This is a genomic window from Streptomyces sp. NPDC051563 (genome assembly GCF_044454225.1).
Taxonomy (GTDB): Bacteria; Actinomycetota; Actinomycetes; order Streptomycetales; family Streptomycetaceae; genus Streptomyces.
In genome coordinates this window covers 188,805-201,370 of the sequence record NZ_JBITDL010000006.1, presented here as the reverse complement: position 1 = coordinate 201,370, position 12,566 = coordinate 188,805, and the positions used below count along the sequence as shown (strand labels likewise).

The window sequence follows — 12,566 nt, the reverse complement described above, 5'->3', positions numbered from 1 at the left end:
CTGACTATCTGAAATGGGTCACCGCTGACCTGCGGAAGGCCCGGCAGCGCATCGCGGAACTGGAGTCCGGCCGCACCGAGCCGATCGCGATCGTAGGAATGGCCTGCCGCTATCCCGGCGGCGTGCGCTCGGCCGACGACCTGTGGCAACTCGTCGCGGACGGCCGGGACGGCATCACCGGGTTCCCCGCCGACCGCGGATGGGACCTCGACGCGCTCTACGACCCCGACCCGGACGTCCCGGGGACCACGTACACACGCGAAGGCGGCTTCCTCGACGGGGCGGCCGAATTCGACGCGGACTTCTTCGGCATCTCGCCGCGCGAGGCCCTTTCCATGGACCCCCAGCAGCGGGTGCTGCTGGAGACCGCCTGGGAGACCTTCGAGCACGCGAGGATCGACCCGACCACCCTCAAGGGCGCCGGCGTCGGTGTCTTCGTCGGCGCCGTGGAACAGTCCTACCTGGGGCTGGACGGCCCGGAGGAGTTCGAGGGCTACCTGCTGACGGGCAAGCTCGGCAGCGTCGTCTCGGGCCGGCTCTCCTACTCCTTCGGTTTCGAAGGCCCTTCCATGACCGTGGACACGGCGTGCTCCTCGTCCCTGGTCGCCATGCACCTCGCCGCCCAGTCGCTGCGCACCGGCGAATCCGGCCTCGCCCTCGCCGGCGGCGTCACGATCGCCGGAACCCCCGGCGGATTCGTCGACTTCTCCCGGCAGCGCGGTCTCGCACCCGACGGCCGGTGCAAGTCCTTCGCCGCCGCCGCCGACGGCACGAGCTGGTCGGAAGGCGTCGGCCTGATCCTCCTCGAACGGCTCGGGGACGCCGTCCGCAACGGACACCGGGTGCTGGCCGTCCTGCGGTCGTCGGCGGTCAACTCCGACGGCGCATCCAACGGGCTCACCGCCCCCAGCGGCCCCTCGCAGGAACGGGTGATCCGCACCGCGCTCACCGGCGCCCGGCTGGACGCCTCCGACGTCGACGCCGTCGAGGCCCACGGCACCGGCACCCGGCTCGGCGACCCCATCGAGGCCCAGGCGCTGCTGGCCACCTACGGCGCCGCCCACACCGCCGAACACCCCCTGCTCCTGGGTTCGCTGAAGTCCAACATCGGGCACTCGGTGGCCGCGGCCGGTGTCGGTGGTGTGATCAAGATGGTCCAGGCGCTACGGCACGCCGCGCTGCCGCGGACGCTGCACGTCGACGAGCCCACCCCGCTGGTCGACTGGTCTGCGGGCGCGGTCGAACTGCTCACCGAGCACCGCGCGTGGCCGCGGACCGGCAGGCCGCGCCGTGCCGCGGTGTCCGCGTTCGGCGTCAGCGGCACCAACGCCCACCTGATCCTGGAGCAGGCACCCGAGGAGCAGGCATCCGGGGAGCTGGCCGCCGCGGCGGAGGAGCCGCCGGCCGCGGCGCCGGCACCCGCCCCCGCGCTCGTGCCGCTGCCGCTGTCGGCCAGGAGCCGAACGGCGCTGTCCGCGCAGGCGCGCAGCCTGATGGCGTACGCGGAGGAACACCCCGGCCTGTCCGCCGCCGACCTCGCCTACTCGACGGCGACCACCCGCGCCGCCCTGCCCCACCGGGCCGTGGTCGTCGCCTCGGACACCGCCTCCCTGCTCGCCGCGCTCCGCCCGCTGGCCGAGGACGGAGCCCGTACGGCTGCCGCCGCGGCGCCCGGCAAGGGCAAGCTCGGCTTCCTCTTCACCGGCCAGGGAGCCCAGCGGGCCGCCATGGGCCGCCACCTGTACCAGGCGTTCCCGGCCTTCGCCGAGGCCTTCGACGCGGTGTGCGGTGAACTCGACCGGCACCTCGACGTGCCGCTGCGCGACGTCCTCGACGACGAGGAGGCGCTGGCCGAGACGGGGCACGCCCAGCCGGCGCTGTTCGCGCTGGAGGTCGCCCTGTTCCGGCTGTACGAGGCCTGGGGCATCACCCCGGACTACCTCGCCGGCCACTCGATCGGCGAACTGGCCGCCGCACACGCGGCCGGAGTGCTGTCCCTGCCCGACGCGGCGGCCGTGGTCGCCGCCCGGGGCCGGCTCATGCAGTCCCTGCCGGCGGGCGGCGCGATGGTCGCGCTGCAGGCCACCGAGGAGGAGATCACCCCGCTGCTTGCGAGGTCGGACGGCGCCGTGGCGCTCGCCGCCGTCAACGGCCCGGTGGCGACCGTGGTGTCCGGAGCCCTGGACGCCGTTCTGGAGCTCGCCGGGACCGTAAGGTCCTGGGGGCGGCGTACCAAGCAGCTGACGGTCAGCCACGCCTTCCACTCGCCGCTCATGGACCCGATGCTGGAGGAGTTCGGCCGGGTCCTGCGCAAGGTCACCCTGAACGCGCCGGCCATCCCCCTGGTGTCGACGCTCACCGGCCGCCTTGCCACCGAGGACGAACTCCGCTCGCCCGAGTACTGGGTCGACCAGGCGCGCAGGCCGGTCCGCTTCCACGACGCGGCCCGCACCCTCGCCGACCAGAACGTGACCGTCACGCTGGAACTCGGTCCGGCGGGCGTGCTCTCCGCCCTGATCGCCGAGAGCACCTCCCTCACCCCGGTCGCCGCGGTGCGCGGCGGCCGGGCCGAGGCGCACGACGCGCTCGCCGCGCTGGGCGGCCTGTGGTCGGCCGGAATCGCCGTGGACTGGCAGGCAGTCTTCGACGGAACCGGGGCACGGCGGGTGGACCTGCCGACCTATCCCTTCCAGCGCGCGCGGTACTGGCTGGAGCACGCGCGGGCCGCCGCGCCGACGGCCGGCCCCCGTGCGGGGGACTCGGTGCTCCGGGTCGGGTGGACCCCGTTCGAGCCGCTCGAGCCGGCCGCGCCGACGAGACTGGCGGCGCTGCACCTCGCCGGGGCCGACACCACCGGACTGCCTCGGCTCGCCGCCGGGGTGCCCTTCGGCGACGTGGCGGACGCCCTGGCCGCGCTGGGCTCGGACACGCCGTTCGACGCCCTGCTCGTGCCGCTGGCGTTCACCCTGGACGGTGATGTGGCGCGCCGGGCCCAGGACACCGCGCAGGAGGTGCTGGCGTTGGTCCAGTCGTGGCTGGCGGACGACCGGGCCGCCGACACCCCGCTCGTCGTCCTGACCCGCGGCGCGGTGGCTGCGGACGGCGCCGGCACGGACGTCTCGGACCTCGTGGCCGCCCCGCTGTGGGGACTGCTGCGCTCGGCGCAGTCGGAGGCCCCCGGCCGGATCGTGCTGATGGACCTCGACGAGGACCCCCAGTCGGCGGCGGCCGTGCCGTCGGTCCTGGCCTCCGGCCAGCCGCAGGCCGCCGTCCGCTCCGGCCGGATCCTCGTTCCGGGCCTCACCGACGCCCTGCCGGACGGCGAACCGGACGGCGAACCGGACGGCGACCCCCGGTGGCGCACCGGCGGCACCGTGCTGATCACCGGGGCGACCGGGGCGCTCGGCGGGCTGTTCGCCCGCCATCTGGTCCGTACGCACGGCGTCTCCCGGCTGCTGCTCGTCAGCCGCCGCGGGCCGGATGCGGCCGGCGCCGCCGAGCTGGCCTCGGAACTCACCGGACTCGGCGCCGACGTGCACGTCGCCGCCTGCGACCTCGCCGACCGGGCCGCGCTCGCCGGGCTGCTGGCGGGCATCCCCGCCGAGCACCCGCTCACCGCGGTCGTGCACGCGGCCGGCGTGCTCGACGACGGCATGATCCAGGACCTGACCCCGGACCGGCTGGCCGCTGTTCTGCGGCCCAAGGTGCACGCCGCGTGGAACCTGCACGAACTCACCCTCGACCGGGACCTGGACGCCTTCGTGCTGTTCTCGTCCGTGGCGGGCGTCATCGGCGGCACGGGCCAGGCCAACTACGCCGCCGCCAACACCTTCCTCGACGCGCTGGCCGCCCACCGGTCTGGAATCGGACTGCCGGCGACCTCACTGGCCTGGGGCCTGTGGGCGCACGAGCACGGCATGAGCGGGCACCTGTCCCGGACCGAACTCGACCGCATCGCCCGCTCCGGCCTGCTCGCCGTCACCGAGGAGACCGGCCCCGGACTGATGGACCTCGCGCTGCGCGCCGGCCGGCCCGCACTGGTGGTCACCCCGGTCGACCGGACCGCGCTGCGCGGCAACGCCCGGCGGGCGCCGTTGCTGCTGCGCCGACTGGTCCAGGACACCGGCCGGGACCCCGAGGGATCCGAGAACCAGGCCGAGCTCCGGCCGGAGAACCTGGCGGGACTGCCGCAGGAGCGGCGCCTGGAGGCCGTATCGCAGTTCGTCCACCGCGAAGTGGCCCTGGTATTGGGGCACTCCGGCACGGCCGCGGTCGAAGGCCACCGGCGGTTCTCCGACATCGGGTTCGACTCGCTGACATCGGTGGAGCTGCGCAACCGGCTCGCCGATGCCACGGGCTTGAAGCTGCCGCCCTCGCTGATCTTCGAGCACCCCACTCCGGCGGAGCTGGCCGGGCACCTGTCCGCCCTCCTCTCCGCCGCCACCGGGGAGGCCGCCGCCACCGGTTTCGACTACGCCGCCGAGATCCGCCTCGACGAGGACATCCGGCCGGCCGGCGAGATCAGCCGGGTGGCCGCCGACCCCCGCGAGATCCTGCTGACCGGAGCCACCGGATTCCTCGGCGCCTTCCTGCTCCGCGACCTGATGCGGTCGACCACGGCCACGGTGCACTGCCTGGTGCGGGGCACCGACCGGGCCGACGCGACCCGCCGACTGCACGAGAGCCTGGCCTGGTACCAGGTCCGGGACGACATCGACCCGGACCGGCTCGCCGTGACCGTGGGCGACCTGACGGCCCCGCGCCTGGGCCTGGCCGAGGCCGAGTTCGACGATCTCTCCCGCCGCGTCGACGTCGTCTACCACGCGGGCGCGACGGTCAGCTGGGTGCGGCCGTACAGCGAACTCGCGGCGGGGAACGTGGGCGGCACCCGGGAGGTGCTGCGGCTGGCCGCGGCGCACCGGACCGTTCCGGTGCACTACGTGTCGACCACCGGCGTGTTCCCGGCGCCCGGCCACGACGCCGCGCCGGCCGGCGTGGGCGACCCGACCGGCCCCGCGCACCTGCTGCACAACGGCTACCTGCGGAGCAAGTGGGTGGCCGAGCAGGTCATCGAGCTCGGCCGGAGCCGGGGACTGCCCGTCTCGGTCTACCGGGTGGACGTCGTGTGCGGCGACCGGGAGACCGGCGCCTGCCAGACCAAGGACTTCGTCTGGCTGAGCCTCAAGGGCCTGCTGGAGACCGGAGCGGTACCCGACAGCCTCGCCGGGGTCCTCCACATGGTGCCGGTGGACTACGTCAGCGCGGCGATCACGGCCCTCGCGGCCCGCGAGGACACCGCGAACCGGACCTTCCACCTCTACAACAGGCAGAACCAGACGTTCACCGAGTTCGTCGGCCACCTCCGCTCCTTGGGCTACGACCTGCCCCAACTCGACTGGGACACCTGGTCGGCCCGGGTGCGCGAGGACCGGAAGAACGCCGTCGTCCCGCTCCTCGACTCCTTCGAGGGGATGAATGCCGGCAGCGGTACCACCACCTACCCGCCGATCGACGTCTCGGAGACCGAGCACGCCCTGCGCGGTACCGGCATCACCTGCCCGGACATCGATCGGGACCTTTTCGGCAGGTACGTGAACTTTTTCGTCCGCGCGGGCTACTTCCCGTCCCGCGCGCCCGTTCGGGACGAGCAGAGGAGTGACCACCACCGTGGAGAAAACTGATCGTGAGCGCGTGATCGTGCTCGGTGCGAGCATGGCGGGCCTCCTGGCCGCGCACGTGCTGGCGGACCGCTACGCCGACGTCGTGGTGATCGACCGCGACGACCTCGCGGGGGACGACGCCGGCCGTGCGCACAGCGAAACCCGGCGGGGAGTCCCGCACGGCGGGCACCTGCACAACCTGCTGGCCGCCGGCCTGCTCGCCCTGGAGGACCTGATCCCCGGCATCACCGAGGAGTTGACCGCCGGCGGCGCGGTGGTCGGCGACGGCACCGCCAACGTGCGGTGGGTCGTCAACGGCACCCGCATGCCCAAGCCGCACTCCGGCCTCCCGCTGCTCTCCGTCAGCCGGCCGCACCTGGAGCGGCGGGTGCGCCGGCGGGTGCGCGCGCTGTCCAACGTGACCTTCCTGGAGCGGACCGAGGTCGTGGAGCTGTTGACCACGCCCGACCTGTCCTCGGTCGTCGGCGCCCGGGTCCTGCAGGGCGGCACCCACCGCGACCTCACCGCCGACCTCGTCGTGGACGCGACCGGGCGGCGCACCCGCACCCCCGCGTGGCTCGCGGAGTTCGGCTTCCCCTTGGTCGAGGAGGAGCAGCTCACCGTCAACGTCGGCTACACCACGCAGTACTACCGGTTCTCCGAGGACCGGATGCCCGGCGAGGTGTCCATAGACGTCGGAGGGTCGGCGGCCGTGCCGCGCGGGGCGCTCTGCGCCAAGATCGAGGACGGCTGCGCCGTGGTGACCGGCTACGGCATCGCCGGCGAGTACCCGCCCCGCGACACCGCCGGCTTCCACGACTTCCTGAAGTCGCTCGCCGCCACCGACATCTACGACGCGGTGCACGACCAGGAGACGCTCGGGGAGCCGCTGTCCTACCGCTTCCCGGCCAACCTGCGCCGCCGGTACGAGCGGATGGACTCCTTCCCCACCGGGCTGCTCGTCCTCGGCGACGCCGTCTGCAGCTTCAACCCGGTCTACGGGCAGGGCATGACGGTGGCCGCGCTCGGCGCCCGCGTGCTGCGCGACCACGTCTCCCGGCCGGCGCCCGTGGACCCGCGGGCGTACCTCGCCGACTACGCGGCCAAGGCGGTCGACCACGTGTGGGAGCTGACCACCGGCGCCGACCTCGTCTTCCCCGGCGTCGGCGGCGACCCCACCGAGGAGCAACTGGCCGAGTACGCCTACCTGGACCGGCTGCTGGACGCGGCGTCGAAGGACGGGCAGCTGCTGGTCGCCTATGCCCGGGTGGCGTTCCTCCTCGACCCGGCGGAGGCGCTGGTCGCCCCGGAGATCCAGGAAGCGGTCGAGCGGGTGTCCGGCCAGGCGGGTTAGGCGGCCCGGCCGTACGGGGAGGCCTCCCCGGCGGACGCGCCATCGGGCGGTCTTTCCCCGGTAATCGAACCGGTGCGCCGCAGGGCCGCACGCGATTACCGGCAGGAGACCGGATCGGGGAGTCCCCGCTGATAGCGTCCTTATCAATCTGTTCAAGTGCCGCAGAAAAACGAATGGAGAAATAGCCTCGTGAGCGACAGTATGTACACGCTGGTGACCGATATCGAAAAGCATCAGGAGGCGTTCGGAATAGCCTTCAACGCCGGTGACGCGGAAGCGGTCAACGCGATGTACACCGACGACGCGGTCGGAATGTGGGAGCCCGGATTCCCGGTCTATGGCGAGGCCCGCCGCGCGTACGTGGTCGACTTCCTGGCACAGCGCAAGCCCTCCGTGGAGGCGACCGTCCGCCAGCAGCTCGTGGTGGGCGACACCGCGATGCTCATCGTCGAGTGGCAGATGGAGGCCCTCGACGAGAACGGCGAGCCGGAGCACCTGGAGGGCGTCGCCATCGACGTCCTGCGCCAGGGCGCGGACGGCTACTGGCGCTACGTCGTGGACAACCCCTTCGGCGTGAGCGGCCCGTGGGACGCCGAGGGCGCCACCCAGGGCTGACCCGGAACGCCCGCACGGGGGGTCGCCGTACGGCACCCCCGATGCCGCACCGGCTCCGCCGCACCACCGATCACACCCACCGCGGCGCCTGCCGCACGAAGTACGGAGACACAGCCGTGACCACTCTTCCCGCCTCCGAATCCCCGGTCACCGTCATCGGCCTGGGGCTGATGGGTCAGGCCCTCGCCGCGGCCTTCCTGGAGAAGGGCCACCCGACCACCGTCTGGAACCGCTCGGCCGGCAAGGCCGAAGCCCTGGTCGCCGGCGGCGCCGTCCTCGCCGACTCGGTCCGCGGCGCCGTCGAGGCGAGCCCGCTCGTCGTCGTCTGCGTCTCGGACTACGACGCCGTGCACGCCCTGCTGGACCCGATCGGCCCCTCGCTGGCCGGCCGCACCCTGGTGAACCTGACCACGGCCGGCTCGACCCAGGCGCGGGAGACCGCCGCATGGGCGGCCAAGGCCGGCGCCGACTACATCGACGGCGCGATCCTCGCGCTCCCGCAGGCCATCGGCACCGCTGAGGCCACGCTGCTGTACGCCGGGCCGAAGGGCGGCTTCGAGAAGCACCAGGCCACGCTCCAGGCGCTCGGCGAGACCGGGACCGTCTACCTCGACGAGGACCACGGACTGTCCGCCCTGTACGACATGTCGGTGCTGAGCATCATGTGGGGCGTCCTGAACAGCTTCCTGCACGCCGCCGCCCTGCTCGGCACCGCGAACGTCAAGGCGACGACGTTCGCGGAGATGGCCACCACCGCGATCAACGTGACGGCGGACTACGTCTCCGCGTACGCGGAGCAGATCGACGAGGGGAAGTTCCCGGCCACCGACGCCACCGTCAACGTCCACGTGGGCGGTATGCAGCACCTGCTCGAGGAGAGCCGGGAGCTCGGCGTCAGCACCGACCTGCCGCGCTTCTTCCTGGAACTGGCGCAGCGCGCGGTGGCCGACGGCCACGCCGAGGACAGCTACGCGGCGATGATCAAGCAGTTCCGCAAGCCGACCGTCTGATCCTTTCTCCGCACCGCACCGCACCGCACCGCACCGCACCGCACCGCGCGGGCCGGGAATCCGGATCACACACATCGCCATCCGAATTCCCGGCCCTGCCCGGCCCGGGATCCCGCAGATGCTCGTACAGCACCACTCCTTGAATTCACCGTACGGGGGAAATTCGTGTCGAACAGGCAAGGTAGAAAGAAGACGGTCGCGTCCCATCATTCCTTCACCCGGAGGAATGTGCTCAGGACGAGTGGCCTGGCCATCGCGGGAACGGCCCTGAGCGCCGGCTTTCCCGGCATCGCGGAGGCCGCCGACGGAGCGGACTTCACCGGGCGCACCAGCTACGACGCCATCGTCGTGGGGGCCGGGCTCGCCGGTCTCACCGCGGCTCGCGAACTGCGGAAGAAGGGCCGCCGCGTCCTCGTGCTGGAGGCCCGCGGACGCATCGGCGGGCGAACCTGGACCGACACGTTCAACAGCTGGGAGATCGAGCGCGGCGGCGCCTGGGTCGACCCGCTGCAGCCGCACGTCTGGCGCGAGATATCGCGCTACAACCTGACGATCGTGGCCGACCAGGGGCCAGAGCGGGTACTCATGCCGACCCCGGGCGGGTTCACCGAGTCCGACCCGGTGGCGGCGTACACCCGACAGGGCGAGCTGTTCACGCCCTTCTTCGACGGCTCCCGCGAGTACTTCCCCAAGCCCTACGCGCCCTTCACCCGGGAAGACCTGATCACCCCGCTGGACCGCTTCTCCCTGCGCGACCGGCTGAACCAGCTGGCCTACTCGCCCGCGGACGAGCTGAGGATGACGAGCACCACCGGGCTGTACGGGTCACCCAGCTCGCGCGGCTCGATGCTGCAGCTCGCCCAGTGGTGGGCCCTGGCCGGCTGGAACTACACGGGCTTCTCCGGGGTCAACACCTACCGCCTGGCGCAGGGCACCATCGCGCTCGCCAACGCGATCCTGGCGGACGGGCAACCGGACCTGAAGCTCAACTCCCCGGTCGCCTCCGTCACCCAGCAGCCCGGGCGGGTGAAGGTGGTCACCCGGGCGGGAGCCGCCTACACCGCCGCCGAGGTCATCATGGCGGTTCCGGTCAACGTCTGGAAGGACATCGCCTTCAGTCCGGCGCTGCCGCGGGCGCACCGGGACGCCACCGCCCAGGGCTATGGCGTGCCGCGCCAGCGCAAGCTGTTCCTGGACCTGGCCACCCCTTCCGACCGGTTCATCGCCGAGGCGCCCGAAGGCTCTCCGTTCGTGATCATGGGCCGGCTGAACGACGACGCCCCCGTCGTCGCCTTCAGCGTCGACGGCACCCTCAACGTCGCCGACCGCGCCCATGTCGAGGCCGCGGTGCGGCAGATCCTGCCGTCGGCCACGCTGCGCGACTACACCGTCTCGGACTGGGAGGCGGACGAATTCTCCCGCGGCGGCCCCGCGTTCCGGCAGCCCTTCCAGCTGACGAGGCTGCACAAGGCGATCAATCAGCCCTTCGGGCCGGTGAAGTTCTGCGCCGACGACCTCGCCCTCGGCTGGATCGGCTACATGGACGGCGCCATCGAGTCCGGACTGCGGGCCGCCGGTTCGGCCACGCTGTCGCCGACACCGGGTACGGCGCCGACCGGCCGCGTGGCCATGCCCGCGGTCGACCGCAAGGTCTACCGCTCGGTGTTCGGCCTGTGACAACTACTCAGTTCCAGTCCGACCTTGGGGTATCCGTGCCAGTGACTGAAGAATCCGCGACCGAACCCGTGGACGCACTGTTCTCCTGGTTCCGCCAGATGCAGGAACAGCACACGGTCCACCGCGACGAGGAGTACGGGTGGCAGCTGTTCCGCCACGCCGACATCACCCGGGTGCTCACCGACCCGAAGACGTTCTCCTCGGACACGGTGCGCCTGTTCAACGAACCGCAGCCCGACCTCGACCTGTTCCTCACGGGAAACCTGGTCACCAACGACCCGCCCCACCACCGGAGGCTGCGCCGGGCCATCAACCAGGCCTTCACCCCGCGGGCGGTGGCGGGCCTCTCGGAGCGGATCACGCGGACCGTCGAATCCCTGCTCGACGAAGTGTCGGATTCGGACACCTTCGACCTCATCGACGCCGTGGCCTACCCGCTGCCGATCATCGTGGTCGCGGAAATGCTCGGCCTGCCGGCCGAGGACGTGCCGATGTTCCGGGGCTGGGGCGACGCCCTGGGCGCGCTGGACGCGGCGACCGTGCCGCCGAAGGTGATGGAATCGCAAGTCGCGCCTGCCATTCGCGAGATGAACGAGTACATCCTCGGGCACGTGCACCGGCGCCGCCGGAATCCGGCCGACGACCTCCTCACCGGGCTGGCCCACGCCGCCGTCGACGGCGAGCCGCTGCGGGACGCCGACCTGATCGGCCTGGTCGGCCTCACCCTGTTCGCCGGCCACGCCGCGTCCATGGCGATGATCGGCAACGCGATCCTCACCTTCGACCGCCACCCCGAGGAGCTCGCCGCGGTGCGCGCCGACCGCGAGCTGCTGCCCGGCGCCATCGAGGAACTGATGCGCCTGTACCCGCCGTTCTCCCGGATGGCGCGGGTGACGACCACCGAGACCGAGATCGCCGGGCAGAAGATCGGCAAGGACGAGCTGGTGACCCTGTGGGTCGGCGCGGCCAACCGGGACACGCAGCGCTTCACCGACCCCGACCGCTTCGACATCCACCGCGACACCGGCGGCCACATCGCCTTCGGGCAGGGCATCCACTTCTGCCTCGGCGCCCCGCTGGCCCGGCTGGAGGTCGGCATCGCGCTCAACGCGCTGTTCGACCGGTTCGACAAGATCTCCGTGGACTACTCGGCCGGCGTGGAGTTCGAGAACCCCATGCAGATCATCTGTCCCCGGCGGCTGCCGGTCCGCGTGACCCGTTGACCCCGATCCCGTACCAGGCGCGCGGGACCGCCGGCCGGACGGTCGCCGGGACCGCGTGAGGTGACCTGACGGGCGGGGCCCGCGGGTGGCCGGCCGGGGCAACCCCCGTGCCCCGGCCGGTCACCCGCGGCCCCCGCCCGCCGGCCGCCCCGCCGCCCGGCGAGCCGGTTCCGTACGGTGCGGCACCGCACTCGGCACCGGTGCACCGATGCGCCGTCAGTCAGCTCTGTGAAAGGCCTCCCTCCCCATGACCGTCGCACCGTCCCCCGACGACCTCTGGCTCAGGAACTTCCGCCCCGCACCCGATGCCGCCGTACGTCTGGCCTGCTTCCCGCACGCCGGCGGCTCGGCCAGCTTCTACTTCCCGATGGCCGGCGCCCTGACGCCGGACGTCGACGTCTTCGCGGTCCAGTACCCGGGACGCCAGGACCGGCGTTCCGAGCCGGTCGTCACCGACATCGGCGCGCTCGCCGACGAGGTCGCGGACCGGCTGGCCGCCCGGGCCGACGGCCGTCCGCTGGCCCTGTTCGGGCACAGCATGGGCTCGCTCGTCGCGTTCGAAGTCGCGGACCGCCTCCAGGACCGCGGCACGCCCGTCTCCGCACTGATCGTCTCCGGCCGCCGTGCCCCCCACCTGTACCGCGGGGACGACATCCGCACGCGGACCGACGAGGGGGTGGTCGCGGAGCTGCGCGAGCTGAGCGGAACGGACTCCGGGCTGCTGGGCGACGAGGAGATCATCCGTATGATCCTGCCCGCCGTGCGCGGCGACTACCAGGCCGTGGAAACGTATCTGCGGACCACCCCCGCCCGGCTGACCTGCCCCATCCTCGCCCTGGTGGGGGACAGCGACCCCCGCGTCGAGCCCGATGACGTGCGGGCCTGGGCGGACCACACCACCGCCGGATTCGACCTGAAGATCCTTCCCGGCGGCCACTTCTACCTGCTGCGGGAACAGGCCGCCGTGCTCGCGTCCGTCAGGGAGCGCCTGCGCACCCTGCCCGTCGCCCGCTGACGGCCGGCGCAC

General features: G+C 72.6%; 6 protein-coding genes and 1 pseudogene. All 7 read left to right on the top strand.

Features of this window, described 5'->3' with window-relative positions:
- Positions 1 to 11: 11 nt before the first annotated feature.
- Positions 12 to 5,681 (top strand): annotated as a pseudogene (locus tag ACIA8F_RS10255) (thioester reductase domain-containing protein); the annotation flags it as partial.
- A complete protein-coding gene (locus ACIA8F_RS10250; protein ID WP_399377830.1) occupies positions 5,668 to 7,014 on the top strand; it encodes an FAD-dependent oxidoreductase in 1,347 nt (448 codons plus the stop codon). The pseudogene ACIA8F_RS10255 and the gene ACIA8F_RS10250, both read left to right, overlap by 14 nt.
- 189 nt (positions 7,015 to 7,203) lie before the next feature.
- Positions 7,204 to 7,629, top strand: coding sequence for a YybH family protein (locus ACIA8F_RS10245; protein WP_399377829.1), 426 nt, complete (start codon positions 7,204 to 7,206; stop codon positions 7,627 to 7,629).
- A gap of 116 nt (positions 7,630 to 7,745) precedes the next feature.
- Positions 7,746 to 8,639 (top strand): NAD(P)-dependent oxidoreductase, encoded by an 894-nt coding sequence (locus ACIA8F_RS10240; protein WP_399377828.1) that lies wholly within the window; start codon positions 7,746 to 7,748, stop codon positions 8,637 to 8,639.
- A gap of 228 nt (positions 8,640 to 8,867) precedes the next feature.
- Positions 8,868 to 10,316, top strand: a complete 1,449-nt coding sequence (locus ACIA8F_RS10235; RefSeq protein WP_399377827.1) for a flavin monoamine oxidase family protein — start codon at positions 8,868 to 8,870, stop codon at positions 10,314 to 10,316.
- Positions 10,317 to 10,357: 41 nt separating this feature from the next.
- On the top strand, positions 10,358 to 11,539 hold the full coding sequence (locus tag ACIA8F_RS10230; protein WP_399377826.1) for a cytochrome P450: 1,182 nt from the start codon (positions 10,358 to 10,360) through the stop codon (positions 11,537 to 11,539).
- Positions 11,540 to 11,786: 247 nt separating this feature from the next.
- Positions 11,787 to 12,554 carry a thioesterase II family protein gene (locus tag ACIA8F_RS10225; protein WP_399377825.1) on the top strand — a complete coding sequence of 256 codons (768 nt, stop codon included), beginning with the start codon at positions 11,787 to 11,789 and terminating at the stop codon, positions 12,552 to 12,554.
- Positions 12,555 to 12,566 lie beyond the last annotated feature (12 nt).